General features: G+C 68.6%; 25 protein-coding genes. 12 read left to right on the top strand and 13 right to left on the bottom strand.

Annotated elements, in window-relative coordinates:
* Positions 1 to 41 precede the first annotated feature (41 nt).
* From pgsA to V9K99_RS16910, 3 genes are read left to right on the top strand one after another with little or no spacing between them, the layout of a single operon-like run.
* Complete coding sequence (gene pgsA, locus V9K99_RS16920; RefSeq protein WP_337000028.1) at positions 42 to 722, top strand: phosphatidylinositol phosphate synthase; 681 nt, start codon at positions 42 to 44, stop codon at positions 720 to 722.
* The gene (locus tag V9K99_RS16915; protein ID WP_337000029.1) at positions 722 to 1582 is read left to right on the top strand and encodes a phosphatidylinositol mannoside acyltransferase; all 861 of its coding nucleotides are present in this window, start codon (positions 722 to 724) and stop codon (positions 1580 to 1582) included. Before pgsA ends, V9K99_RS16915 begins: the two co-directional genes overlap by 1 nt.
* 10 nt (positions 1583 to 1592) lie before the next feature.
* Positions 1593 to 2693 (top strand): glycosyltransferase family 4 protein, encoded by a 1101-nt coding sequence (locus V9K99_RS16910; RefSeq protein WP_337000030.1) that lies wholly within the window; start codon positions 1593 to 1595, stop codon positions 2691 to 2693.
* Here V9K99_RS16910 and V9K99_RS16905 read toward each other — a convergent pair.
* Positions 2669 to 3631 (bottom strand): helix-turn-helix transcriptional regulator, encoded by a 963-nt coding sequence (locus V9K99_RS16905; RefSeq protein ID WP_337000031.1) that lies wholly within the window; start codon positions 3629 to 3631, stop codon positions 2669 to 2671. The genes V9K99_RS16910 and V9K99_RS16905 overlap by 25 nt on opposite strands.
* Positions 3632 to 3694: 63 nt before the next feature.
* On the opposite strand from V9K99_RS16905, the gene V9K99_RS16900 reads away from it, so the two are divergent.
* A complete protein-coding gene (locus V9K99_RS16900; RefSeq protein WP_337000032.1) occupies positions 3695 to 4837 on the top strand; it encodes an epoxide hydrolase family protein in 1143 nt (380 codons plus the stop codon).
* 7 nt (positions 4838 to 4844) lie between these two features.
* On the opposite strand, the gene surE is transcribed toward V9K99_RS16900, so the two are convergent.
* From surE to V9K99_RS16870, 6 genes are all read right to left on the bottom strand, one after another.
* Positions 4845 to 5624, bottom strand: a complete 780-nt coding sequence (surE, locus tag V9K99_RS16895) for a 5'/3'-nucleotidase SurE (protein WP_337000033.1) — start codon at positions 5622 to 5624, stop codon at positions 4845 to 4847.
* On the bottom strand, positions 5621 to 6550 hold the full coding sequence (locus V9K99_RS16890) for a 1-phosphofructokinase family hexose kinase (RefSeq protein WP_337000034.1): 930 nt from the start codon (positions 6548 to 6550) through the stop codon (positions 5621 to 5623). Before V9K99_RS16890 ends, surE begins: the two co-directional genes overlap by 4 nt.
* A 49-nt stretch (positions 6551 to 6599) precedes the next feature.
* Positions 6600 to 6836, bottom strand: coding sequence for an anti-sigma factor family protein (locus tag V9K99_RS16885; protein WP_337000035.1), 237 nt, complete (start codon positions 6834 to 6836; stop codon positions 6600 to 6602).
* Complete coding sequence (locus V9K99_RS16880; RefSeq protein WP_337000036.1) at positions 6833 to 7465, bottom strand: RNA polymerase sigma factor; 633 nt, start codon at positions 7463 to 7465, stop codon at positions 6833 to 6835. The genes V9K99_RS16885 and V9K99_RS16880 overlap by 4 nt, the downstream gene beginning before the upstream one ends.
* A 4-nt stretch (positions 7466 to 7469) precedes the next feature.
* Entirely contained in the window at positions 7470 to 8678 is a 1209-nt protein-coding gene (locus V9K99_RS16875) for an MFS transporter (protein WP_337000037.1), read from the bottom strand.
* A 61-nt stretch (positions 8679 to 8739) separates the two neighbouring features.
* The gene (locus V9K99_RS16870) at positions 8740 to 9144 is read right to left on the bottom strand and encodes an HIT family protein (RefSeq protein WP_337000038.1); all 405 of its coding nucleotides are present in this window, start codon (positions 9142 to 9144) and stop codon (positions 8740 to 8742) included.
* A gap of 232 nt (positions 9145 to 9376) precedes the next feature.
* Between V9K99_RS16870 and V9K99_RS16865 the strand changes: the two genes are divergently transcribed.
* The 3 genes from V9K99_RS16865 to V9K99_RS16855 are packed head-to-tail and all read left to right on the top strand — an operon-like array spanning position 9377 to position 11942.
* Positions 9377 to 9826: a hypothetical protein gene (locus tag V9K99_RS16865; RefSeq protein ID WP_337000039.1), complete on the top strand. Its 450-nt coding sequence runs from the start codon at positions 9377 to 9379 to the stop codon at positions 9824 to 9826.
* The gene (locus tag V9K99_RS16860; RefSeq protein ID WP_337000040.1) at positions 9823 to 10701 is read left to right on the top strand and encodes a tetratricopeptide repeat protein; all 879 of its coding nucleotides are present in this window, start codon (positions 9823 to 9825) and stop codon (positions 10699 to 10701) included. The genes V9K99_RS16865 and V9K99_RS16860 overlap by 4 nt, the downstream gene beginning before the upstream one ends.
* Positions 10698 to 11942, top strand: coding sequence for a tetratricopeptide repeat protein (locus V9K99_RS16855; protein WP_337000041.1), 1245 nt, complete (start codon positions 10698 to 10700; stop codon positions 11940 to 11942). The genes V9K99_RS16860 and V9K99_RS16855 overlap by 4 nt, the downstream gene beginning before the upstream one ends.
* Here V9K99_RS16855 and V9K99_RS16850 read toward each other — a convergent pair.
* Complete coding sequence (locus V9K99_RS16850) at positions 11939 to 14068, bottom strand: elongation factor G-like protein EF-G2 (protein WP_337000042.1); 2130 nt, start codon at positions 14066 to 14068, stop codon at positions 11939 to 11941. The two genes, V9K99_RS16855 and V9K99_RS16850, sit on opposite strands and share 4 nt — an antisense overlap.
* A gap of 126 nt (positions 14069 to 14194) precedes the next feature.
* On the opposite strand from V9K99_RS16850, the gene V9K99_RS16845 reads away from it, so the two are divergent.
* Positions 14195 to 16069 carry a DUF2207 domain-containing protein gene (locus tag V9K99_RS16845; RefSeq protein ID WP_337000043.1) on the top strand — a complete coding sequence of 625 codons (1875 nt, stop codon included), beginning with the start codon at positions 14195 to 14197 and terminating at the stop codon, positions 16067 to 16069.
* Between the two features lie 143 nt (positions 16070 to 16212).
* Here V9K99_RS16845 and V9K99_RS16840 read toward each other — a convergent pair whose 3' ends face one another.
* From V9K99_RS16840 to V9K99_RS16830, 3 genes are read right to left on the bottom strand one after another with little or no spacing between them, the layout of a single operon-like run.
* Entirely contained in the window at positions 16213 to 16743 is a 531-nt protein-coding gene (locus V9K99_RS16840) for a ferritin (protein ID WP_337000044.1), read from the bottom strand.
* Between the two features lie 51 nt (positions 16744 to 16794).
* Positions 16795 to 18702: a DUF2264 domain-containing protein gene (locus tag V9K99_RS16835; RefSeq protein ID WP_337000045.1), complete on the bottom strand. Its 1908-nt coding sequence runs from the start codon at positions 18700 to 18702 to the stop codon at positions 16795 to 16797.
* Positions 18699 to 19715, bottom strand: a complete 1017-nt coding sequence (locus V9K99_RS16830; protein ID WP_337000046.1) for a hydroxyacid dehydrogenase — start codon at positions 19713 to 19715, stop codon at positions 18699 to 18701. The genes V9K99_RS16835 and V9K99_RS16830 overlap by 4 nt, the downstream gene beginning before the upstream one ends.
* Positions 19716 to 19887: 172 nt before the next feature.
* Between V9K99_RS16830 and V9K99_RS16825 the strand changes: the two genes are divergently transcribed.
* Positions 19888 to 20802 (top strand): proteasome assembly chaperone family protein, encoded by a 915-nt coding sequence (locus V9K99_RS16825; protein ID WP_337000047.1) that lies wholly within the window; start codon positions 19888 to 19890, stop codon positions 20800 to 20802.
* A 60-nt stretch (positions 20803 to 20862) separates the two neighbouring features.
* On the opposite strand, the gene V9K99_RS16820 is transcribed toward V9K99_RS16825, so the two are convergent.
* Complete coding sequence (locus tag V9K99_RS16820) at positions 20863 to 21306, bottom strand: DoxX family protein (RefSeq protein WP_337000048.1); 444 nt, start codon at positions 21304 to 21306, stop codon at positions 20863 to 20865.
* Positions 21307 to 21473: 167 nt separating this feature from the next.
* Here V9K99_RS16820 and V9K99_RS16815 point away from each other — a divergent pair, with 167 nt between their 5' ends.
* The 3 genes from V9K99_RS16815 to thrS all read left to right on the top strand — a co-directional run bounded on the left by V9K99_RS16815 (position 21474) and on the right by thrS (position 25149).
* Entirely contained in the window at positions 21474 to 22310 is an 837-nt protein-coding gene (locus V9K99_RS16815; protein ID WP_337000049.1) for an acyl-CoA thioesterase, read from the top strand.
* Entirely contained in the window at positions 22303 to 23751 is a 1449-nt protein-coding gene (locus V9K99_RS16810) for a HEAT repeat domain-containing protein (protein WP_337000050.1), read from the top strand. The genes V9K99_RS16815 and V9K99_RS16810 overlap by 8 nt, the downstream gene beginning before the upstream one ends.
* A gap of 126 nt (positions 23752 to 23877) precedes the next feature.
* Positions 23878 to 25149 carry a threonine--tRNA ligase gene (gene thrS, locus V9K99_RS16805; RefSeq protein ID WP_337000051.1) on the top strand — a complete coding sequence of 424 codons (1272 nt, stop codon included), beginning with the start codon at positions 23878 to 23880 and terminating at the stop codon, positions 25147 to 25149.
* Here thrS and V9K99_RS16800 read toward each other — a convergent pair.
* Positions 25115 to 25972 (bottom strand): MaoC family dehydratase, encoded by an 858-nt coding sequence (locus tag V9K99_RS16800; protein WP_337000052.1) that lies wholly within the window; start codon positions 25970 to 25972, stop codon positions 25115 to 25117. The two genes, thrS and V9K99_RS16800, sit on opposite strands and share 35 nt — an antisense overlap.

Raw genomic sequence — 25972 nt, 5'->3', positions numbered from 1 at the left:
GTGACCGGATAGTGATCCGGCTCGACTACGATCGCGTCGCCATGCTTAACAGATTCAGGCAGTTCTGGACCAAGGTGATCACGCCGATCGCCAACCTCTTGCTCAAGCTCGGCGTGAGCGCCGACGTGGTCACACTGGTGGGCACCGTCGGTGTGGCCGCCGGTGCGCTGATCTTCTTCCCGCGCGGCCAGATCTGGCTGGGCGTGGTGGTCATCACCTGCTTCGTCTTCTCCGACCTGATCGACGGCTATATGGCCCGGACGTCGGGGACGTCGTCGAAGTGGGGTTCGTACCTGGACTCCACCCTCGACCGGCTCGGTGACGGCGCGGTCTTCGGCGGCCTGGTGCTGTACTACGCCAACTCGGACGCCGGCGACTCCAACCTGATGGCCGCGGTCACCCTGTGGGCGCTGGTGATGGGCGCGACCACGTCGTACGCCCGGGCGAAGGCGGAGAGCCTCGGTCTGAAGGCGAGCGGTGGCCTGGCCGAGCGTGCGGACCGGTTGGTCTCGGTCCTCGTGATCGGGTTCTTCTCCGACGTACTCAACCTGCCGATCCTGCTGAAGATCGTCCTCTGGGCGCTCGCGATCGCCAGCACGATCACGGTCATCCAGCGCTCGCTCTCGGTCCGCAAGCAGGTCCTCGCCGACCCCGCGAACGCCGGCCTCGACACCCCGCCGGCACCCACCGAACCTCCGGCTGAACCCGACGCCAAGAGCTGATGGACGGCCTTCGCCAGCGGGTGGTCGATCTGGCGTTCGCCCTGGCCTGGACCCTGGTACGACGCCTGCCCGAGAAGACGGTCACCTGGATCTTCCACCAGGCCGCGGATCAGGTCGTACGGCGGAACGGCCGGGGCGTACGGCGGTTGCGCGGAAACCTGGCCGTGGTCAGTCCGGACGCGGATCTCGATGCGTTGACCCGGGACGGGATGCGGTCGTACCTGCGCTACTGGCAGGAGGCGTTCCGGCTGCCCGAGTGGTCCGACGACGAGATCGTCGGCCGGGTCCGCACGGTCAACGAGAAACTGCTGCGCGATGCCTACGCAGCCGGTCGCGGGGTGATCTGCGCGCTCCCGCATCTGGCGAACTACGACCATGCCGGCGCCTGGGCCGGCCGGACCGGGATGCCGGTGTCGACGGTCGCCGAGCGGCTCCGGCCGGAGTCGTTGTTCGACCGCTTCATTGCCTACCGCAAGAAGCTCGGCATGGAAGTCCTCCCGCTCACCGGCAGCGATCAGGACGTCACCGGTGTCCTGGCGGAACGGCTGCTGGCCGGTGGCTTCGTCTGCCTGGTGGCCGACCGGGATCTGTCGGAGCGTGGCGTCCCGGTCACGTTCTTCGGCCGCCCGTCCCGGATGCCGGCTGGCCCGGCTGCGCTGAGTCTCCGGACCGGCGCCCCGCTGATCCCGGCGACCCTGCATTACGACGGTCCGCACCTGGTGATCACCTTCCACGATGCGATCGACCCGGACGGCGGCACCGCCGCGATGACCCAGCGCTGCGCCGACGCGTTCGCGAAGGGCATCGCCGCTCATCCTGAGGACTGGCACATGCTGCAAAGGATTTTCCTGGACGGGTAAGAATCGTTCCGTGAGGATCGGTGTGGTGTGCCCGTACTCGCTGGGCACTCCTGGCGGGGTGCAGAACCATGTCCGCGATCTCGCCGAGGCTCTGCTCGGGGTCGGTCACCAGGTTTCCGTGCTCGCGCCGGTGGATCACACCGACGCGGTCCCGCCGTACGTCGTCTCGTCCGGCCGCGCGGTCGGTGTCCCGTACAACGGGTCCGTTGCCCGGGTCACCTTCGGCCCGCGCACCGCGGCCCGGGTCAAGAACTGGCTGGCCGATGGCCACTTCGACGTCGTCCACGTGCACGAGCCGACCACTCCGAGCGCGTCGATCATCGCGCTGTGGTCGGCCGGCGGCCCGTTCGTGGCCACCTTCCACACCTGGCAGGTCCGGTCCCGGGCGATGAGCGCCGCGGCCGGGTTGCTCCGCCCGGCGCTGGAGAAGATCGACGCCCGGATCGCCGTCTCGGAGAACGCGCGCTCGATGATGGTCCAGCACATCGGCGGCGAGGCGGTCGTCATCCCCAACGGCCTCTACACCGACCGGTTCAAGGGCAACCCGCGCCCGGAGTGGCAGGGTGACGACGGCACGATCAGCTTCCTCGGCCGGATGGACGAACCCCGCAAGGGTCTCGGCGTCCTGCTGAAGGCCGTCCCCGCCTTGGTTGCCGAGCGCCCCCAACTGCGGGTGCTCGTCGCCGGCACCGGTCAAGCGGACGAGGCCCGGCGCTCGTTGCCGGCGAGCTGTCGCGGTAACGTCCTCTTCCTCGGTGCGGTCGACGACCGGGCCCGGGCGGACATGCTCGCGGGCTCGGACCTGTACATCGCGCCGCACCTCGGCGGTGAGAGCTTCGGCATCGTCCTGCTTGAGGCGATGGCTGCTGGCGCCCCGGTGCTCGCGAGTGACTTGGCCGCGTTCCGGCAAGTGCTCGACGGTGGCCGGCTGGGGGAGTTGTTCGAGCCAGGGGACGCCGATGAGCTCACCACACGCGCTCTCCGCCTCCTGAGTACGCCTGACGAACGCCACAAGCTCCGCCTGGCCGGACTGGCCGCCGTACAGCGCTATGACTGGTCGGTGCTGCTGCCAGAGCTGCTGTCCGTCTACGAACTCGTCGCCCGGCGGTAGCGCTCCGCAAGCCGATCCAGGTAGTCCGTCAGCTCCGCGTGCCCTTCCCGTACGACGAAGTCCGCGTCGAGCAGGCTGAGGTGCACCGCAAGGCTCTGCACCGAGTCGGACCCCGTCTCGAACAGACAGGTCTCCTCGTCGAGCGGCTCGACTGTGCCGGCAGCCAACGGGAGCTTGGAAGCCAGGTCATCAGCAGGCAGGTGTACGACGATCGACGCCCGGTACCGCCAGGCCGCAGCAGACACCCGCCGCGACACGTAGGCCGCCACGTCACCACCTTCGGGCAATTCCCGCGGTGTGAACCGCGGCCCGGTCGGAATCCGCGGCTGCACCCGGTCGACCCGGAACGTCCGCCAGTCCTGCTTCTCCACATCGAAAGCGACCAGGTACCACCGCCGCCCCCAGTTGACCAGCCGATGCGGCTCCACGCGTCGCAGCGTTGCCTGACCACTGTGAGACGAGTAGTCGAACCGCAACTGCTCCCGGTCCCGGCACAGGCCCGCCAGTTGCGTCAGCAGTGAAGGGTCGACCTGCGGCCCCTCAACATCCGGCGGCACCTGCACCGTGAAGCTGGCCAACGTGTTGACGCGCCGACGCAAGCGGGACGGCAGGACCTGCTCCAACTTGGTCAGAGCCCGCAGCGACATCTCCTCCACGCCCGCAACCCCGGCAGCCTTTCGCAGCCCGATCACCACCGCCACAGCTTCGTCATCGTCCAGCAGCAGCGGCGGAAGCGTCCCACCCGCACCCAGCCGGTAGCCACCCACAGAGCCCCGTGTCGCGTCCACGGGATAGCCCAGCCCGCGCAACCGCTCGATGTCGCTCCGCACCGTGCGCGGACTCACCTGCAACTTCTCCGCGAGCTCGGCACCGGTCCAGTCGCGGGGACTCTGCAGCAGTGTCAGCAACCTCAGCAGCCGAGTGGAGGTCTCGATCATGTCCACAACTCTGCCAGACCATTAGGAAGCTAACTCGCCTAATGGACTTCTAGCGTAGAAGACATGACGAACAACACCGAGATCCGACCGTTCCGCATCGACATTTCGCAGGCCGACCTGGACGACCTGCGCGACCGGCTGGCCCGGACCCGCTGGGCCAACGAGCTCGAGATCGACTACACGAACGCCGTACAGACCGGACCGCTTCCGCCCGAGTGGGAGTACGGCGTACCGCTGTCCTACGTACGACGCCTCACCGAGCAGTGGCTGACGTCGTACGACTGGCGTCAGTGGGAGGAGCGGCTGAACTCCTACCCGCAGTTCGTCACCGAGATCGACGGGCAGACCGTCCACTTCCTGCACGTCCGCTCCGCCGACCCGGACGCGATCCCGCTCGTCTTGACCCACGGTTGGCCGAACACCTTCCTCGAGTACGTCGACCTGATCGAACCGCTGACCGCGCCGTCGAACGGTGAGCAGGCGTTCCACCTGGTCATCCCGTCCATCCCCGGCTTCGGCTTCTCCGGTCCGACCCGCGAGAAGGGGTGGAACCGCTATCGCACCGCGGCCGCGTGGGCCGAGCTGATGCGCCGGCTCGGTTACGAGCGGTACGGCGCTCACGGCAACGACGGTGGTTCGTATGTGTCGCCGGAGGTCGGGCGGGTCGATCCGGAGCACGTGATCGGTGTGCATGTGACGCAGTTGTTCTCGTTCCCGAGCGGTGACCCGGCGGAGCTGGAGAACCTGACGGAGGAGGAGCAGGGGTATCTGCAGTTCCTGCAGTACTTCAACGAGAACCTGGGTGCGTACGCGAAGCTGCAGGAGCAGGCGCCGCAGAACGTCGCGCACGCGCTGGCCGACTCACCGACCGGACAGCTCGCCTGGATCGCGCAGCTGCTCAGCGGATGCAGCGACGAGCACGTGCTGACCAACGCGACGATCTACTGGCTCACGAACACCGGTGCGTCCTCGGCGCGGTTCTACTACGAGGACAAGCACGCGGAGCACCCGAAGGAGCCGACCACCGCGCCGACCGGGCTGGCCAGCTTCGCGTTCGACTTCCGCCCGCTGCGCCGGTTCGCCGAGCGCGACCACGCGAACATCGTGTCCTGGCACGAATTCGACCGCGGCAGCCACTGGGCCACCCAGGACGCCCCCGACCTGCTCCTGGCCGACCTCCGCGAATTCTTCGCCGACCTCAAGTGACCCGGTCTCAAGTGAGTTCCGCGACCGCCCGGACGGTGGTGAGCGTCGCGTAGCCGTCGGTGAGGAGAGCCAAGTCCGTGCCTTCGTCGACCCGGGCCCGGTTCTCCTCCACCGACGTACGCACGAAGTCCTGACCGGCCTCGGCCACCGCCATCTGCACCTGACCGAATCGGGCCAGTACGGCGGTCTCCAGCCCCTTCACCTCGTCCGCCGGGCGGTCCGGCACGTTCAGGTTGAGCACGAATCCGGCTGGCAGCTCCTGCAGCCTTGGCAGCAGTTCACGGACGTAGTGCGCCGCCGTCGACCAGTGATGAGCCTCGTCGCTCGCAGCGTCGAGTACCTGTAGCGCGTTACCGCCACGAGTGGCGCTCAGCGGTGACAGCACGTCCAGCGACGCCGCCAGCGCCGGCATGCCGTAGGCCGCCGCGGTGAAGGCCGCCCCGACGGTCCCGGAGTGCAGGATCGCCCGGCCGGCATTCGCGCCGCGGTTGATCCCGGACAGCACGAGCTCGGGTGCCGGTCCGAAGGCGTCGAGGGTGGCCAGCACCACGATGTATGCCGGCGACGCGGCGACGCCGTACGCTCGAATGCCGTCGAAGTCCTTGCGGGTGATCGCAACCCGGCCGTCGTCGGTGTAGGCGCTCAGTCCCGCGCTCACACCGCTGGCTTCCTCGGACGGTGCCGCCACGACGACGTCGAGACCGTGCTCGAGTGCGGCGCCGGCGAGCGCGCGGATGCCGGGGGAGTCGATGCCGTCGTCGTTGGTGATCAGGACGCGCTGATTCATGACGACTCCAAAGGTTCGAGCTCGACGAGCTTCACCAGCTCCGCGATCGCGTCGGCCCGGCCCGAGCCCAACCCATGCTGGGTGACGTTGAGCGTGCCCGCCGCGGCGCCGGTGCGGATGGCTTCCTTCATGTCTCCGCCCTGAGCCAGTACGGCGACCACGCCGGCCGTCATCGAGTCGCCTGCGCCAGTCTGGTCCCGAACGGTGAGTTCGGGGATCTTGACCTGGTACACGTCGTCCTCCACCAGTGCGATCGCGGGCTTCTCGCCGCGGCTGACCACCACGGCCTCGGCGCCGCGATCCTGCAGCCGCCGGGCCGCCTTGACGATCGACTTCTCGTCCTCCTTGTCGGCCAGTTCGTCGTCGTGCAGTTCCTCGTCACTGACCTTGATGAAGGTGGGCTTCGCTTCGAGTACGGCGGTCAGGTGGTCGCCGGTGAGGTCAGCGGCGATCGGCGTACCGTTGCGCTGCAGATCGCTGCCGAGCCGGCCATAGAAGTCCGGCGGGACGAGCGAGGGATCTGCCGCACCGCTCAGCACGCAGATGCTTGCCTTCAGCCCTTCGGCCAGCGCCAGCGCGTACAGCTCGTCGCCGTCGTGCCGGCCGAGCGGGGAGCCTGGGTTCTCGGCGATCACGTGGCGTTCGTCGCCGCGGCGCTCGTGGATGTACCAGCCGCTGTCCGCGTGGCGCCGGACCGCCTTGAGTTCGAGCCCTTCCACGTCGAACAGCGAGATCAGGGCGCGCCCGACCTCGCCCTTGCCGAGCAGGGCGCAGAACGTCACCGGCACTCCCAGGGCAGTGATCATCCGGGCCTGCCAGAGTCCCTGCCCGCCGGCGTGCAGATGCAGCTCGGGTTCTTCGCTCACCTGCTCGACCATCACGGTCAGCTGCGGCAGCGGCGCGAACACCATCACACCCTCGCCCATCAGCCCTCCTTCCAGGTCCGGGATCTCCCGGTACCCAAAGGCGTGCAGGTCAGGCCCGGCGGGACCGGAAGGCGTCGAGGAGAGCGGTGCGGGCCTCGCCTGGCAGGTCACCGGCGGGCAGGTCGGTCACCGCCTGTGTCGTCTGGCGCATTTGGTCCAGGTAGCGCTCGCAGCCGTCGCACAGGGCCAGGTGGTCGATGAAGTCCTGCTCGGCGGTCGTGCTGAGGTCACCTTCCAGGTAGGAGGTGACCAACTCGACGAACTCGCGGCAGTCCAGGTCACTCACGACGCCTCACCTTCCCGCATGTAGTACTCCTCCAGTTTGCCGCGTAGGAATGCCCGAGCTCGATGCAGCAGCACGCGTTGGTTGGCCGCCGTGATCCCGAGCAGCTCGCACACTTCGTCGTACGGGCGGCCCTCGACATCACGCAGTACGACGACCAGCCGCTGGCGCTCGGGTAACTCCGTGAGGGCTTCGCTGAGGCGTTCGCGGACCTCGCCGGTCAGCAGTCCTTGCTCAGGTGTCGGCCAGGCCGGTGGGAAGTCCCACCAGTGGCCGGGGAACGGATCACCGGCCGGGCGGAAGCGGCTCGGGTCGACGGTGGGTCCGGAGTCGTCGACGCTGCTCATCGGGACAACCTTGTGCTCGCGAGTGCCGCGCCGCTTGGCCGTGTTCGTGAGGATCCGGTACACCCAGGTCTTCAGCGACGACCGGCCCTCGAACCGCTCTATGCCCTCGATCACCGCGAGCCAGGTCTCCTGCACGACCTCCGCGGCCGACTCCTCGGTCGACACGAACGACCGCGCCACCCGCAGCATCCCGCCCGACCACCCGTCCAGCAGCAGCGCGAACGCGTCCTCGTCCCCGCTCCGCAACCGCTCGGCCAGTACGTCGTCAGCCGGCAACCCAGCCATCGACTCAGCGTAGTGGAGCACGGTGCCGGGCCCAGACGAGTGCGGCGCCGGCCAGCGCGACCGCGCCGGTCAGCATCCACCCGGACACGTACACGCCGAACTGCTTGCTCACGGCACCGAACACGAGCGCGAACGGCGTGAACACCAGCCAGGACACCGCACCGACCCCGGACACCACCCCGGTCCGGATCGTCGACGGTACGGCGTCGTGCATCAACCGGCTGACGTGGATCCCGATCACCACGAGCAGGAAGGTGAGCACGACCATCGCGACCGTCAGCGCCCCGAGGCTCCGGCTGCTCGTCAACGTCAGACAGGACGCGAGCATGACCAGTACGACTATCGCCACCGGGACCGGCCGATCGAGGCGGAGGCGACCGGCCAGCAACCCGCCGACACCGAGCGTCGCGACCATCAGCGCCCAGAACGGCCCGTAGTACACGGCCGACGCCTCGAGCGTGATCAGCCACAACGGCCCGAATTCGAACATCGCCTGCAGGATCATCGCCGCCATGATCGACGCCGCCGCGATCGGGACGAGTCGCCCGCGGTGCGTGATCGCGCGATAGGTGATCGTGAGGTGCTCCCGCAGCGAGGTCCGCTCACTGACCTGGTGCAGCCGAGGCTCACAGAATCGGCTCAGCGCGACCAGGTAGAACACCACGAACGGCAGCGTCAGGAGGTACGTCGCCCGAGTCGAGAAGAGCGAGGCGAGCCACCCACCCGCCAGCGCACTCACCACCAGGGCGACGCTCTCGACGAACCGGACCCGGCCGATCTCGCGCTCGTAGGCCTCGCCGTTCCCGTTCTCCTCGAGCACTACGTCGTACACGACTGCCTCGATCGTTCCGGAGTACATCGCGAAGTACAGCCCGAAGAGCAGCGCGGCGAGGATGTAGGTCGTGACGTTGTGACTCATCGCGGCGACTGACACGCTCACGAGCATCGCGACGCCGGCCAGCATCAGCACACCCCGCCGCGACCAGCGGTCCGCGAGGATGCCGGACGCGACCTCGGCGAGTGGCACGAGTGCGGCGTAGGCGGCAACCATTACGCCGATCGTCGCCGCGTCGAACCCGATCTCGCTCATGAACAACTTCTCGACCGGCACCCACAGCGCGAACCCCTGGAGGAAGGTGGCGATCCACAACGGCCCAAGCCGCCACTTCAACTCGACGCACTGCACAACAGGTGTAGCGGTGGCGTTCGACATGACGACCTCTGCAGGCTCGGCGACTCCGTTCAGCTCTGCAGTGTCATGAGGCGCGGAAGTGTTACACGAGTTTGGCGGCGTTCGCCTTGATCTCGTCCGTGTCGCCGGGAGTCGGGTGCCAGGGGAGCCGCAGCGGGTCGTCCTGGTAGCGGGGGACCACGTGCAGGTGGGTGTGGAACACGCTCTGCCACGCCGTGGCACCGATGCAGCTGAGCAGGTTGGCGCCGTCCGCGTCCATCCGCTCGATCACGCGGCTGACCATCGACTGGGCCAGCAGGGTCGCCGCGATCAGGTCCTCGGCGTCGGCCTCCCGGAGGTCGGTCGAGTGCGCGCGGGGCATCACCAGGAGGTGCCCGGGCGTCGCCGGGTTGATGTCCATGAACGCGATCGCCCGGTCGTTCGACCCGACCTGCGTCGACGGAATGGTCCCGGCCACGATCCCGCAGAAGAGACAGTTCTCGGTCATCGGCCCAGGCTAGGGCACGTCTCCCAATTCCCTGCGTGCTGCGCGGCACTCGGCGGGCACATCGCCGCGTTGGAGGGCGAGGCACGGAGAACCCCACTCCGAGCCTCGCCCTCCGCCTTGCGCTGCACTCCGCCGAGCACCTGCTCGCGACTGCAGGGAATTGGGAGACGCACCCTAGTGCCCGCGCTGGCGTTACACTGCGCGGGCCGGACCCCGCCGCTTGAGGAGCCCCATGCCGGACGAACTGTTGCGCCCCACGATCGGCGCCGGTGTGGACATGAAGGTGCGTCCGTGGCGGCTGATGTCGCAGACGTACGTCGCCTTCTTCGGCGGGGTGATCGCGTCGACGGTGATCGCGTTCCTCAACGCCCGCCGGCTCGGCGTGGACGCGGCCAAGCGCCGCCTGATCCTGCTCACCGGTGTGGTCGGCCTGGCCGGTGTGATCGCGCTCTTCGCCCTGCTGAAGGCCGACGCCGATGTCACCTCCGGATTCCGGGTCGCCGTCCGGGTCGTCGCCGTACTGTGCTGCCTCGTCCAGCTCCGGATCCAGCGACCGATGGACCGTGCCTTCCAGCTTCGCGGCACCGACTACGGATCGTTGTGGGGTCCGGGCGTCGCAGTGGCGGTCGGTGGCGCGATCGCGGAAGCCTTCATCCTGATCATCGTTGCGGGGGCACTGTGAACGAACCGACAGAAGCCCGCCTGCAGATGGCCGGCCACTGGCTGCGCATCGGCCACCCCGAACGCACCCTCGACGAACTCCAGGGCCTCTGGGGAGACGCAGCGGTCGACTACCGTGCGTACCTGTACCGCGGCGCTGCTCTGCACGCGCTCGACCGCAACACCGAGGCCATCGACGTACTGAAGGACGGCCTGGCCCAGCACGGGCCGTTCCTCCCGCTGCTACACGTGCTCGGCTCGTCACTGCGGGCCGAGGGCCGCCTGCCGGAGGCCGAGGGCGCGTTCCTCCAAGGCCTCAGCCTCGACCCGAACGATCCCGACCTGCTGATCGGGTACGCGCACGTCTGCCTCGCCGCCGGACAGGCCGAGAAGGCGAGCGCCCTGGTCGAGCGCGCAGCCTCGCACGCGCCCGAGAGCGCGGCGGTCTCGGCTGCCCGGGCTCAGGTCGCGTTCGCACTCGGCAAGGACCGCGACATGCACCGGCACAGCACCGAGGCCCTCGCCCACGACCCCGAGGACCCGGGCGCCCGGGCCCTGCACGGTACGTCGTCGATGCTCACCGGCGACCCGGGATCGGGCTACAAGTCGTTCGCCTCCGCGGCCGCCTCGCAACCCGGCGACGCGGACCTGCGCGCGGCCGCCCGTGAGGCGAAGCTGATCAACCACCCGCTGATGCGCCCGCTCCGCCCGTTCCAGCGGTTCAACCCGCTCGTCGTCTGGATCGGCGCGGTCGCGATCATCTACGGCCTCCGCATCGCCGGCCTGGCACCGCTCGCGTTCGTCTTCGCGATCTCCTGGTTCGGCTTCTGCATCTACTCCTGGGTGGCCCCGCCACTACTCCGCCGCTGGCTCAACAGGAGATGGGGCGGCGCATGAGCAACGACCGGATCGCCGCTCTGCGGAAGGCGGTTGAGGCCAACCCGGATGACGTGCTGCTCCGGCTTGTCCTGGCCGAGTCGCTGGTGGCCGCCGACGATGTCGAGTCGGCTTTGGATCAGTACGTCGTATTGCTCGATCAGCAGGGGTTGCCGGACGACCAGTTCGTGCCGGTGGGGGAGTTGGCGGCGGCGAACGGGCGGCTCGCGTTGCTGCGGAATCTGCTCGAGGCGGCCCGGCAGCAGGGGGTCGTCGAGGGGACCGGGCGGCTGCAGCAGCTGGTCGACGAGATGATCGCCGAGCGTAGCGGGGTCAAGATCAAGGTCGGGCCCGAGGCCGAGACGCCGTACGAGGTGGACACGCCGAAGGAGACGACCACCTTCGACCAGGTCGGCGGGATGGACGACATCAAGCGGGTCATCCACCGGATGGTGATCCTGCCGCTGAGTCGCCCGGAGCTGTACGAGAAGTACGGCCGGAAATCGGGCGGCGGCGTGATGCTCTACGGGCCGCCGGGCTGTGGAAAGACGCTGCTGGCGCGGGCGACCGCGGGGGAGTGCGGTCTGCCGTTCGTCAACGTCCGGATCGAGGACGTGATGGATCCGTACCTGGGCGTGTCCGAGCGCAACCTGCACGCCGCCTTCGAGCGCGCCCGGGCGAACGCGCCGTGCGTACTGTTCCTGGACGAGCTCGACGCGCTGGCCTTCGCGCGGCACAAGCACGGCGGATCCGAGGCGCGCCGACTGGTCGACGTACTGCTGCAGGAACTGGACGCGATCGGCTCCGAGAACGACGGCCTGCTCGTCCTCGCCGCGACCAACGCGCCCTGGGACGTCGACGAAGCGATGCTACGGCCGGGCCGGTTCGACCGGGTCGTCTTCGTCCCGCCGCCGGACGAGCCGGCGCGATCCGACATCCTGAACGTGCTCGTGAAGGACGTCCCGGCGGACGGGCTGGACCTCAAGGCGCTGGCGGGGCAGACACCGATGTTCAGCGGCGCGGACCTGCGCGCGCTGATCGAGCGTGGCATCGACCGGGTGATCGACGAGGCTCTGACCAGCGGAGGCGAGCCGCCGCTGTCCATGCGTCACCTGACCGAGGTGCTGCCCACGGTCAAGCCGTCGACACTGGACTGGCTGCACCGCGTCCGGTCGTACATCGAGTTCGCCAACCAGAGCGAGCGGTACGACGACGTCGCGGCGTACCTGCGTACCCGCGACGTCCGTCGCCGCCTCAGCTAGCCAGACTTCACCTTCGACGCCGCGGACTCCGGCATCGGCTCGTACCGGGAGAACGTCCGCGTGAACGACGCGGCACCGTGCGAGAGCGACCGGAGGTCGATGGCGTAGCGGGTGATCTCCACCTGCGGCACCTCGGCCTTCACCAACGTGCGGTCCTCGCCGACCTTGTCCGTGCCGAGCAGTCGCCCGCGCCGGCCCGACAGGTCGCTCATCACCGCGCCGACCAACTCGTCCGGCACCATCACCGAGACCAGGTCCACCGGCTCCAGCAGGTTCACCTTCGTCGCGGCCGCCGCCTCGCGCAGCGCCAGCCCGCCGGCCATCTGGAACGCCATGTCCGACGAGTCGACGCTGTGCGCCTTCCCGTCGAGCAGGGTGACCCGGATGTCGACCATCGGATAACCGGCCGCGACCCCCTTCTCCATCTGGGCCCGGACGCCCTTCTCCACGCTCGGGATGAACTGCCGCGGCACCGCCCCGCCGACTACCTTGTCGACGAACTCGAAGTCGGAGCCCCCAGGCAGAGGCTCCACCTCGATATCGCAGACGGCGTACTGACCGTGCCCGCCGGACTGCTTCACGTGCCGTCCGTGACCCTTGGCCTTCCCGCCGAACGTCTCCCGCAGCGGCACCCGCAACTCCACGGTGTCGACGGTCACGCCGTACCGGTTCGCCAGAGCATCGAGTACGACGTCCGAGTGCGCCTCGCCCATGCACCACAGCACGATCTGGTGCGTCTCCGGGTTCTGCTCGATCCGCAGCGTTGGATCCTCGGCCGCCAGCCGCTGCAACCCGACGCTCAGCTTGTCCTCGTCCGTCTTGGCATGTGCCTGTACGGCGATCGGCAGCAACGGCTCGGGCATCGTCCACGGCTTCAGCAGCAGCGGGTCCGCCTTGTCGGACAACGTGTCGCCGGTCTCCGCCCGGGTCAGCCGCCCGATCGCGCACAGATCGCCCGCGATCACCGCGGACGCCGGTCGTTGCACCTTGCCGAGCGGGAACGACAGCGTGCCGATCCGCTCGTCCTCGTCGTGGTCGGCGTGCGTGCTCTCGCCGAAGAACGACGTGAAATGGCCCGACACGTGAACCGTCGTGTCGGGCCTGATGGTGCCGGAGAACACCCGCACCAGGCTGACCCTGCCGACGTACGGGTCCGACGTCGTCTTCACCACCTCGGCGAGCAGCGCTCCGCTCGGGTCGCATTCCATGCCCTTGCGCGGTACGCCGTGCGGCGTGAACACCTCGGGCAGGGTGTGCTCGGGCGGCGACGGGAAGCCGCTGGTCGCGACCTCGAGCAGCTCCTGGGTGCCGACCCCGGTCCCGCTGCAGACCGGGATGACCGGGAAGAACGAGCCACGCGCGACCGCGCGCTCGAGGTCCTCGATCAGCACCTTCTGGTCGATCTCCTCGCCGCCGAGGTAGCGGTCCATCAGCGACTCGTCCTCGGACTCCTCGATGATGCCCTCGATCAGCGTGCCGCGCAGTTCCTCGATCTGATCCGCGTACGACGCGTCCGGCGCCGAGGTGGATCGCCGGCCGTCGGCGTACTCGTAGTACGCCTGGGAGAGCAGCCCGATCAGCCCGTCACCAGCGGGCAGGTAGAGCGGCAGCACCTTGTCACCGAACGCGGCCTGCGCGGCGGACAGCGCGTTCTGGTAGTTCGCCCGGGCGTGGTCGAGTTTGGTGATCACGACGGCCCGCGGCATGCCGACCTGGTCGCACTCGTGCCACAGCGTCTTGGTCGGCTCGTCGACGCCCTCGCTCGCCGAGATCACGAACAGGGCGCAGTCGGCGGCCCGGAGTCCGGCCCGCAGTTCGCCGACGAAATCGGCGTACCCGGGGGTGTCGATCAGATTCACCTTGACACCGTCGTGCGGCAAGGAGGCCAATGAGAGCCCGACCGAACGCTGCTGGCGGATCTCGGCGTCGTCGAAGTCACAGACCGTGGTTCCGTCCAGGACGGTGCCGGGTCTGTTCAGGACGCCGGAGGCCACCAGCAGGGCCTCGACGAGGGTGGTCTTGCCGGCTCCGGACGGGCCGACGAGCACCACGTTGCGGATGGCGGCCGGGCTGTCCACAGCGGGGGCGGCTCCGGTGCCCTGGGAAGTGTTCGTCTTGTCTGCCATGACGTTCCTCCTGGTCCACCCACGATTCCCCGAACGGCCACTCAGCACAAGAGCCATCGGGTCGCGTTTTCTGCTGACGCGTCAGCGGGCCGGATCCCGGACCCCGGCTGTCGGTACTGTCACGCCATGCGAAGGGCCCTCGTCACCGCGATCACCATCGTCGTCACCGCACTGGCGCTGGCCGGCTTCGCGACCACCGCCTCGGCCGCACCCGGTGACGAGGTGAAGAGCTTCCAGATCGACTACACCGTCACCCCGGACGGCGTACTCCAGGTGAAGGAGACGATCGCCTACAGCTTCGGCAGCTCCGGCCGGCACGGCATCTACCGCGACCTGGTCATCCGCGAACCCTGGGTGGACGACGACGCGAAGGACCAGAAGTACGAGGTCTCGAACATCACGGTCGACAGCCCGAGCGGGGCCTCCGACGAGTACAGCACCGAGATCACCAAGTCGAACCACGACCGCTACCAGACCCTCCGGATCAAGATCGGCTCCGCGAACGAGACGATCCCCGGGTACGACGCGACGTACGTGATCACGTACGACGTCCGCGGCGCACTGCGGCACTTCGACGACCACAGCGAGCTGTACTGGGACGCGACCGGCAACAGCTGGGAGGCCATCCTCAACCAGGTCGAAGTCAACGTCAGCGTTCCGGAAGGCGTGCAGCAGACGGAGTGTTTCCAGGGCCAGGCAGGTTCGACGAAGGACTGCGCGAGCACGGTGACCAGCGATGGCGAGGGTACCTTCGCGGCCAACAACCTCATCCGCGGGGAGCAGATGACGGTCGTGGCCGGGATCAAGCCCGGAGTGGTCAGCAACGACACCCCGATCGTGGTCGACGCACCGAGCTGGATGGAGCGCGAGGGCGTGACCGTGCCCTCGCTGATCACCTCGGCCGCAGCCACCGTGGTCGCGATCGTGACCGCGGTGCTCTACTCGAAGAACGGGAACCGCGACCAGCGGTTCGCCGGCCTGCCGCCGGGGACGTTCCCGCCGACCGGGATGGCCGGGCAGGCGGTCAAGGACGACCTCGACGAGGACCAGATCCCGGTCGCGTTCTCGCCGCCTCGCATCCCGGTGGCCGAGGGTGGTCTGCTGATCGATGCGAAGGCGACGACCACGGAGACGGCTGCGACACTGATCGACCTGGCAGTGCGGGGCGGCGTACGGATCGAGAACAGTGGGGACTCGCAGAGCGCCGTACTGGTGAATCCGGCGGCTGCGACGGCGCCGCACGAGCAGATGTTGATGTCCGGGCTGTTCCCGTCGTTGCAGCCCGGCGACTCCGTGGCGCTGCGGCGTGCTCCAGTCGGCGATCAGACCATGCGGCGGGCGCACGACGCGATGATCAAGGCACTGCGGGACCAGGTGAGGCAGCGCCAGTGGTACCTGCGGATGCCGCGGCAGTTCGGGACCGGTGTTTCCGCGAATGGCTGCGCCTGCATGTCGATGCTCGCGCTCCTGATGGCCGGTGTGGGCCTGATGGGTACGGTCACCGCGGCGGTGACCGGGGGACTCGGCCGGGCGGTGGTGGTCGCGGTGCCGGTGATCGCGGTGGTCGTTGCCCTGGGCACCTGGGTCGGGAAGCGGTCGAGGGGGCAGCGGAACCCGGCCGGCCGGGCGGTGACCGACCAGGTGATCGGGTTCCGGACGTACCTGGCGACGGCGGAGGCGGAGCAGTTGCGGTTCGAGGAGGGGGAGGACATCTTCAGCAAGTACCTGCCCTGGGCGATCGTCTTCGGGCTGGCCGACCGCTGGCAAGGGGTCTGCGCCCAACTGGTAGCCGCCGGCCGTATCAGCCCGGACCCCTACTGGTACTCAGGCCCGTCCTACTTCACCTCCGGCTGGACCGCCGGAGCCCTCAGCAGCACCGTCGCCAGCGCCTTCGACCCGCCGCCCACCCCCTCCAGCAGCAGCGGCGGCGGCAGCTCTTCCGGCTTCAGCGGCGGATCCTCGGGCGGGGGCGGCGGTGGCGGAGGCGGCGGCTCCTGGTAACCGGAGCCCAAGACCACGCTCGACGCCCGCGGCTACGTCCGGTAGGTGGTGCGGACTCGGCTCAACAACCAACTCGGCCGCGGCGGCGAGTAGCCCGCCGCGACCGAGTCGGCTGCATCGGCACACAGAGAGCCGGAAGCTGGCTAGACCTTCCCACCCGCGATGCTCGGGGCCGTCGGGTCGGCCGCGCCGCCGTCGCCGGCGCCTTCGCGGGCCAGGAAGTCCTCGAGGTGGAAGAGGTTGTCACCGGCGCGCTTCGCGACGTTGACGAGCGTGTTCATCGCGGCGACCTCCTCGACCTGCTCCTTGAGGAACCACTGCATGAACTGCTCGCCGACGTAGTCGCTCTCGTCCCGAGCGGTCCGGGCCAGCGTCTCGATCTGCTTGGTGACGGTGATCTCCTGCTGCAGGGCCAGCTCCAGCGGCTCCAGCGCGGACTTGAAGTCGAACTCGACCTCGCCGACGCCCGGGATCCGCGGGTGGATGCCCTTGTCGAGCAGGTACTGCACCATCATCATCGCGTGGTTGCGCTCTTCGAGGGACTGCTTGTAGAAATGCGATGCCAGCTGCGGAAGGTCCTGGTCGTCGAACCAGACAGCCACCGCCACATACTGCTGTGAGGCCGTGAATTCGTTACGGATCTGTTCTTGTAGAAGACTCTCGTACGTGCTCATTGCGCCAATCTAGTGGCCTCGACCGGATTTCTCATCGTTGGCGAGGCTCTCCTAACCCGCTCGATCCGGTCCCAGTTCGACCACTTCGTCACCACCGCCGGGCAGGCTGATCCGGACCGTCGTCCCGTCCACCGCGACATCGATGCCTTCGGCAAGCGCCTCGGGCCGGAGCGCGTCCCTCGTCAGCAGTACGGCGCTCACCAGCAAAAGCGGATCGCCGTCGTGCGGAGCCGTCAGGTACGGCGTCGCCGAGTGCACCCCGAAGGCGTTCGCACCCAGTCCACGGTGCACTCCGGCCTCGTCGTACCCGTGCAATCCGACCACCGCCGACAGCAACCCGTCGTCGTTCCGCGCGGACGCCCACCGATAACCGGCGGTTGCCTCCGGCAAAGACTCGCCGGCGACCGCGAAACCGCCGCTGCGCACCATCGCGCCCGCCGGTCCCTCGACCAGCGCACACCGGATCTCCCAGCCGGCGTGGACGACCGACGTAGTCTCGATCCGCCATGGTCCGTCTGATCCCAACCACGCCTTGTGCCAGGAGGACGCTGTACGCCCACTGACCGAGATCCGCCGGATCCGCCCGCGCGAACTCGACCGACCGTCCGCGTCGACCAGGGAGATGAGGTTGTCGATCCGCGGCGCGTGGTCGGACAGCTCCGGACCCGCGTGGTTCGCGTACGCCAGCCGGTTGTAGTGCGGATCGCCCTCCGGCTCGACACCCTCGGGCTCAGCCACCGGCGCGTGGTCTGCACCGTGGTTCACCAGCTGCACCACCTGGTCGTGCCGGCTCGCGTGCACGATCCACCCCGGCGCAGGCATCGCCCGCACCTGGTCTGCATCGTCCAGCGGCACTGAGCCCTCCGGATCGGTCCACACCGGGTGCTCCGGCGGCAGCACGAGCCCGATGAACCCCTTCGACGCCCAGTACGGCGAGCCAGGCCCGGAGTACTGCTGTGTCGTCGGCAGGAACGTGTCGTACCACCCCAGCGTCAGCAGCCCACGCTCATCCGGCACACCGTGCTGCACGAAGTGCCGTGCGATCCCGGAGCACAGCCGCCGCGTCTGCCCAGGCGCCAGGGGAGTGGCGTCCAGCAACGCCCCCATCCAGTACGGCGTGGCCGCAGCCATCCGGTACGTCAGCGACCGGCCCTGGTACACCGGTGCGCCGTCGTTGCCGACCAGATGCACCGCATCCTCCAGGAAGAGTCGCAGCCGCTCGCGGTACAGCTTCAGCCGGTCCTCGTACGCCGCTCCAGGAGTGGCAGCCGCCATCCGCGTCCACAGCCCGGGGTAGAGGTGCATGGCCCAGCCGATGTAGTTGTCGAAGTTCTGCCCATCGCCATCCGAGTACCAGCCGTCCCCGACGTACCAGTCCTCGATCCGGTCCAGCCCGCCGTCGATGTCCTCCTGCGAGTACGGCGCTCCGACCGATGCGAGGAACTGTTCACTCACGACCTGGAACAACCGCCAGTTGTTGTCGTGGGTGGTCGACCCGTTGAACCCACCGAGCCACTCCGCCACGTGCTCCTGTGCCCGGGTGTCGAGCCGGTCCCAGATCCACTCGCGCGTCTCGTGCAGTGCGACCGCGATCGCGGCGGCCTCGACCATCTGCTGCGAGCGCGGGGTGAGCCGCAGCCACGCCTCTGGGTGGTCCGGCTTCGCGCCGTTCGCCACTCCACGCGCGTACCGCTCGATCAGCTGCTCGCAGCCCTTGCCCTGCACGCCGGCGATACGGAACGCGGCCAGCATGAACGACCGCGCAAAGCCTTCCAACTGGTCGGACGCCGTACCGGACCGACTCGGCCGACCGGGCAACGCGATCAGCGACGCACCGGGCGAGAAGTACGGCACCAGCGAATCAAGCAGATGGTCGGCCAACGCCTCCCAGTGCGCTCGACTCCAACCGGTCTGACGAGACAGAACACGATCGGTATCGGGCAGAACGAGGCGGGTCATGCAAGCCTCCCGAGGTCGGCGGGTTTGATGGCGTGCTGCAGTGGCTGGCCGGTGGTGAGGCGCTCGAGTTCGCTGACGGCGAGTTCGCCGAGGCGGGCGATTTCGTTGCCGACGGCACCGGCGACGTGCGGGGTGACGAAGACGTTCGGCAGGTCGAGCAGCGGTGAGTCCGGCGGCAACGGTTCCGGATCGGTCACATCGAGGACGGCGTCGATCCGGCCGGAGACGCACTCACGCTCGAGCGCGGCCGCGTCGATGATCTTGCCGCGGGCGGTGTTGATCAGCACCGAACCGTCCCGCAACAGCCCCAGCAGGCGCGCGTCCACGAGACCAGTGGTCTCCGGAAGCAGTGGCGCGTGCACGCTGAGGATGTCGCTCCGGCTGAACAGTTCGTCGTTGCCGACCAGCTCGGCGCCGAGCTCGGCCGCCTCGGCCTCGGTCAGGTACGGGTCGCTGATCAGCACGTGCAGGTCGAAGCTCCGCAGGCGCTCGGCGACCATCCGGCCGATCCGCGACGCACCCAGCAGCCCAACCGTCGAACCGTAGCTGCCCGGCATCCCGTGCGGATCTGCCTTCGTCCGATCGGTCCGGTACTGCGCCGCGAGCCGGAACGCCCGCTTCCCGGCCAGTACGACGGCCGCGACGGTGAACTCGGCCACCGGCAGCGCGTTGGCGTGCGCCGCCGACGACACCTGGATACCCCGGTCGAACGCCTCCGGCGCGACGATCGCCTTCACCGAGCCGGCCGCGTGCAGAATCGCCTGGAGCTTCGGCGCCGCCTCGAGCACCTCCGGGCTGATCCGCGGACAACCCCACCCGGTCAGCAGTACGTCGACCTCCGGGAGCGCGGCCAGGATCTCGGGGTCGTCGAGGAACGTCGTACCCGGGCCGACCGGCAGCACGGTGGCGATGGCCTCGAGCCGAGCGCGCACGCGCGGGACGAGGACGCGCGCCCGGCTGGCGTCGTTCATGGCCAGCATGACGGTCAGGGCGGAGTCTGCTTCGCTGCTCACACCAGCCAACCTAGCAAGCGCTTTCCAATGCTGTCTTCCCCCATACCGAATTTTGAAAAGAACCTTAAAGATTCCAGCGGCGGAATTAAGGCCCGGAGGACTAGCGTTAACACCGGAGAGGGCAGGATAGAGGGGCCTACCCGCCCTGTTGGCGACGATGAAGGAGACGACGATGCTGCGACCGGACGACCTCTACGAGATCGTCGACGAGTCGGTGGCGACCGGCCCGGCGGCGACGCCGAAGGTGCTGGTGCATTCGCTGGACGGATTCATGGACGCAGGTCAGGCGGGCCGGGTGACGGCCGACCACCTGCTCGAGGTGCTGGACAGCCGGCTACTCGCCCGGTTCGACGTCGACCTGCTGCACGACTACCGGGCCCGGCGGCCCGAGGTGACGTTCGCCGAGGATCGCTTCATCGACTACACGCCGCCGCAGCTGAACCTGCACCTGCTGAAGGACGACGCGGGCGTCGAGTTCCTGCTGCTGGAAGGCGTCGAGCCGGACAACCACTGGAACCGGTTCGCCGCTGCGGTCCGGCAGCTGATCGAGCGCTACAACGTGACGCTGACGATCGGCGTCCACGGCATCCCGATGGGCGTCCCGCACACTCGCCCGCTCGGCCTGACCGCCCACGCGACCCGGCCCGAGCTGGTCACCCGGTCGAACATCTGGGACGGCGAGATGCGGCTGCCCGCGAGCGCCGGCACGATGCTGCAGGTGCGGTTGGGGGAGGCCGGCAAGGACGCGATGGGCTTCGCCGTCCACGTCCCGCACTACCTGGCCGAGAACCGCTTCCCGGGTGCCGCGCTGGCCCTGGTCCACGCGATTTCGGCGGCGACCGGACTGCTCCTCCCTAGTAAGGCCCTGCTCGACGAGGCCGCCGTCACTGGCCGGCTGGTCGACGAGCAGGTCGAGGCGTCGGAGGACGCGTCCGCGGTGGTCAATGCGCTCGAGACGCAGTACGACGCAGCCGCCGGCTCGGTCAGCCGCGGCAGCCTGCTGGCCGGCTCCACCCCGTCAGCGGAGGAGCTGGGCGCCGAGGTCGAGCAGTTCCTCGCCGAACTCAACCGTGAAGACGACCAGTAACCACAGACACCACAGAACGGCCGGGGCACGCGCCCCGGCCGTTCTCAGTTCGGCAGGCGCTCAGGCCGCGACTTTGGCCCGGCCGGAGGATGAGCGGTTGAAGATGCTGTCCAGGCTGACCCGGCCGGCGCCGACGACCGCCAGCGTGAGTGACAGCAGTCCGAGTACGCCGACCAGCTCCCAGCCGCCGTCCGCCACGAAGACCCCGTTCGACAGGTGCACGAAGGCGAGCGCGCCGACCATGTCCAGCGCCAGCAGGGCGCCGACCACAGGCGTGAGCACCCCGAGGATCAGCGCGATGCCGCCGAGCAGCTCGATCCCGGTCGCGTAGTACGCGGACAGCGTCGGCGCGGGCACGCCCATCGTGTCGAACATGGCGGCGGTGCCGTCCAGCCCGTTGGTGCGGAACTTCTGCCAGCCGTGCGCGATGAAGACGACTCCCAGCCCGACCCTCGAGAGCAGCAGGACGAGATCGCGGGCGGCGGCATTGCGGGTCAGGCTCACAGAGAGGCTCCTCAAACAAGTGATTAGTGGTTGAGCGTTCAATCATACTCTACCGACCGCCACCGAAAGCTCACCGAAAGCCTCCAAGTGACCGGAACCACAGCCGGTACGACGTCCGTCGTGCGCCGACCGCGCATCGTCGTACCTCCGACCTGTCAGGATGAGGCATGCCCGAGTCGCTGGAGGACCTGGTCGAGTTGCTCGACCTCGAGAAGATCGACGTCGACCTGTTCCGCGGACAGCAGCCGCAGACCGCGATGCAACGCGTGTTCGGCGGTCAGGTGCTCGGGCAGGCGCTGGCCGCGGCCAGCCGGACCGTCGAGCCGGAGCGGATCGTGCACTCGTTGCACGGGTACTTCCTGCGTGCCGGCGACACCTCGGTGCCGATCATCTACCGGCCGGAGCCGACCCGCGACGGCAGTTCGTTCAGCAGTCGGCGCGTGGTCGCGTCGCAGAACGGCAAGCCGATCTTCTACATGTCGGCCTCCTTCCAGCGCCCGGAGCAAGGCCTGGACCACCAGGACCCGGTGCCCGACGACCTGGTCGCACCGGACGAAGCGCCGACACTCGCGAGCGTCCTCGAGGCGCGGTCGGGTCGCGCGGCTGCTGACTGGGACCGGGAGTGGGCGGCGCTCGACGTACGGCTCGCCGGTGTCACCGGCCGGCAGTTCTGGATCAGGGCCGCGGGCAAGCTTCCCGACGATCCCGCCTTGCACGCTTGCGTTCTGGCCTACGCGAGCGACTTGACGTTGCTGGGGGCAAGCTTGCTTCCGCACGGCATCGTCATCGGCGACCGCCGGATCCAGCCCGCGTCGCTCGACCACGCGCTCTGGTTCCACCGTCCCTTCCGTGCCGACGAGTGGCTCCTCTACGACCAGGCGTCCCCGTCGGCCTCCGGTGCCCGCGGTTTCGCCACCGGCCGCCTCTTCACCGAGGACGGCGACCTGATCGCCTCCGTCGCCCAGGAAGGGCTGATCCGTCCAGTCGGTCTCGACCTTGACTGACGGCGGATTCCACAGCTTCCACTGGCAGGGCTGCACGCTCGACGATCCGGCACTGAGCCGTGCATTGGACGAGCTGATGAACCCGTCCGGTGCCTATCTGGAAGCCTTCACCACGCTGCTGCACAGCGGCAACACCGTTGCCGAAGGCATCGCCCTGGACCACTTCCAGTACTCCGGGGCGCTGCGACGCTTCGGTAGCACGAGTGTGCTCGAACGCTGCGAAGAGGACGCCCTCGCGGTCGCTCGCAAGCTCCTGCGCGAACCACCGTCGACCGGTGAGAGCTTCGAGGGCGCGAACCACGCGAGTGCCTTGAACGCGATGACGAACCTCGCCCAGCCCGAGGATGCCGACCTGATCGCGGACGCGCTGGCGCTCACTGTGAACGTTGACGTGCGCTCGGCGGGCTGTAGGGCTGCCGGCGCGGCACTGTGGTCGAGTGAGCAACCGAGCCCGCGGCTGCTCGACGCGCTCGCTGCCATTGCGTTCGACGATGACCTCTACATCGACGATCGGACCGAAGCGGTGTCGGCGATCGGGAACGCCGACTGCCTCGAGGCGACCGCCCTGCTGATCCGCGCCACCGAGTCCGCCGAACTCGAACTGCAAACGCAGGCCGCCAACGAGCTCATCCATCGAGGCCGCCTGTCCGCGCACCGAGAGTTCCTGCAACGACTCGCCGCGACCTGGCCCGAGGATGCCGGCTACAACGGCCGAGAGGTCCGCAAGGCCGTCACCGGATTCCACAGCCTGCACTGGATCGGCGTGGAGCCGGCCGACGCCGATCTGCGCCAGGCCCACGAGCTACTGATGTTCCCGTCGGACGACAAGCGTGCCTATCGCGACGCGTTCCTGACGTTGCTCCGCAGCGACGATCCGGTCGCAGTGGGCATCGCCCTCGACCACTTCAACAGCCCGGACGGCGTCTCCGAGGTCCTCGACCCGGACGTGATCGACGAAGGGGAGGTCGTCCACCGCGCCCGCGAGGTCCTGCGCCAGCCGCCCACGCCACCCGAGGCTGCCAATCACCTGAGCGCAGTGGATCTCCTGGGCACCGAAGCCATCGATGCCGAACTGGTGACGAATCTGCTGGCGACCACGGAGTCGGACAGTGTCCGCGAGAACGCACTATGGGCAGCCAACAAGCTGCTCTTGACGGGGACGCCGTACCCGAGCCTGCTCGACACTGTCAGCCGCCTCGCGATGCACCAGAAGACAGCACTCCGTGTTCTCGGTGGAGCTGCCGGACCCGCAGCCGACCCTGTCCTGATTCGCACTTTGGACGCGGACGACCCCGGCGTCCGCCTGGAAGCCGCCTGGCAACTTGCCCAACCCGACCGCATCGACCGCCATCGCAATCTTCTCACCGCCATCGTCGACGGCCTCCCGACAGACGGTGGTCGCTCACGGCTGCTGGTAAAGCAGATCCGGAAACGGCTCTGACCTGCTACCGTTGGAGCATGTTGCAGCGCGCTGTAGTGACGACGACGCCGGAGTATGTCCCGGCGCGCTGACACCTGATTGTCTGAGAAGCCCCGGGGCGAGTGCCCCGGGGCTTTTTCGTGCTCTGTGGTTGCTCGCCCCAACCACTTGAAGGAGCACACCATGTACGACCACCGCAAGATCGGGCGGGAGCTCGGTCTGTTCGACTCGGACCCGCTGATCGGCGCGGGCCTGCCCTACTGGCTGCCTGCCGGCGCCGCGATCCGTCACGCCCTGGAGAGCTACATCGCCGACGTGGAGCGAAGAGCCGGCTACCAGCAGGTCTATTCACCTGTCCTCGCCAAGCGGGAGCTGTACGAGATCTCCGGCCACTGGGCGAAGTACAGCGAGGACATGTACCCGCCGATGGACATGGGCGGCGAGCAGCTCGTACTGCGACCGAGCCTCTGCCCACACCACGCACTGATCTACCGCTCCCGCTCACACAGCTACCGCGAACTCCCGCTGCGCATGTCCGAGCTCGGTGGGCAGTACCGCGCCGAACTGTCCGGAGCGATCGGCGGGCTGAGTCGCGTCCGCGCGATGCAACTCAACGACGCCCACATCTTCTGCAGCCTCGACCAGGTCGCTGAGGAGGCGGGCAACGCGCTCAGCCTGATCAACCAGGCGTACGACGACATGGGCATCAGCGCATCGCGGTACGTCCTGGCACTCCCGTCCGACGACGCCCAGATCGGTTCACCAAGCGGCAAGTACGTCGGTGACGCCGCAAGCTGGGACCGGGCAGCCGGACTGCTGCGCGAGGTGCTCGACAATGCCGGCGTGGACTACGAGGAGGCGCCCGGCGACGCCGCGTTCTACGGGCCGAAGATCGACATCCAGCTGGCGGACTCGGCGGGTCGCGAGTTCAGTCTGTCGACCATCCAGATCGACTTCCACCAGCCGGCCGCGTTCGATCTCGAGTACGTCGGTGCCGACGGCAACAAACACCGTCCGGTGATGGTCCACCGTGCGATCGTGGGCAGTATCGAGCGGGCCGTCGCCCAGCTGATCGAGGTACACGGTGGCGCCTTCCCGGCCTGGTTGGCTCCGGTGCAACTCGTCGTACTGCCGATCTCGGACGACGAGGAGAAGCTGGCCGTCGAGGTTGCCCGGCGGGCGTCGGATCGCGGTCTGCGGGTCGAGGTCGTGCATGCCGACGAGGGCAGTCTCGGTGCTCGCATCCGCGAGAACCGGTTGGCGCCGTACCAGGCCGTCATCGGTGCGCGGGAGGCCGCGGACGGGTGGCTCGCCGTGCGGGAGCGGGGCGGACGACAGCAGGAGCCGGCGCCGATCGGCGTCGTACTCGATCGAATCGCGGAGCTCAGTGTGCCTGGAGCTGGCCGATCAGGTGGGTGAGCTCGCGGCGCTCGTCGTACACGGTGAAGTCGGTGGTCTTGCCGGTCGTCTTGTAGCCGAACTGGACCCGGGAAGGGAGCAGGATCGGCTTGCGGAAGTCGACGCGGACCGTGAAGGCATCGGGGAGCTTCGCGGCACGTTGGATCGAGGCGAGCGAGGCGGCCTTGGTCCACATACCGTGCGCGATCTGGCGCGGGAACCCGAACGCCTGCGCGGTCAGCTTGAACAGGTGGATCGGGTTCCGGTCGCCGGACGCGGAGGCGTACCGGCGGCCGAGGTTCGCACGCAGGTCCCACCAGGCAGACGGGTCCAGCTTGGGGTCCGGCAGCAGATCGACGTGGGCGTTCTCGTTGCCGGTGGAGCGGCTGAGCAGCGTGGTCAGGTCGGTCCACACCACCTCGTCGTCGACGCGGACCTCGCTGATCACGTCGAACACCGTGCCCTTCGGATGCGGGCGTTCCGCCGTACTGTGCACCCGGATGGCCGGCTCGGCGTGGATCGGGATCGGCTGCAGCTGGGTGATCGTGTTCGACAGGTGCACGATCCCCATCGGCTTGTAGGGGAACGAGGGATCGGACATCAGATCCAGGTGCAGCGGGAACGCGAGGACGTGCGGGTACGTCACCGGTAGCGCCGGCCCGGCGGTGAAGCCGGTGACGTCCCGGTACACCGTCAAGTGGTCCTGATCGATCGCGGAGGGCGGCAGCTCGAGCGTGAGGCCGTCGGCGTCCGGCTCGTAGTCCGCCCGTCGCAGCGTGGCCCTCACGGTCCGGGCGTAGAGCGCGCCGAATCCCGGTGTGTCGTCGTACTTGCGAGTCGGCAT

It is taken from the genome of Kribbella sp. CCNWLW201 (genome assembly GCF_037203805.1).
Lineage (GTDB): Bacteria > Actinomycetota > Actinomycetes > Propionibacteriales > Kribbellaceae > Kribbella.
The sequence above is the reverse complement of the archived record's forward strand: the minus strand, read 5'-3'. Positions and strand labels throughout refer to the sequence as shown.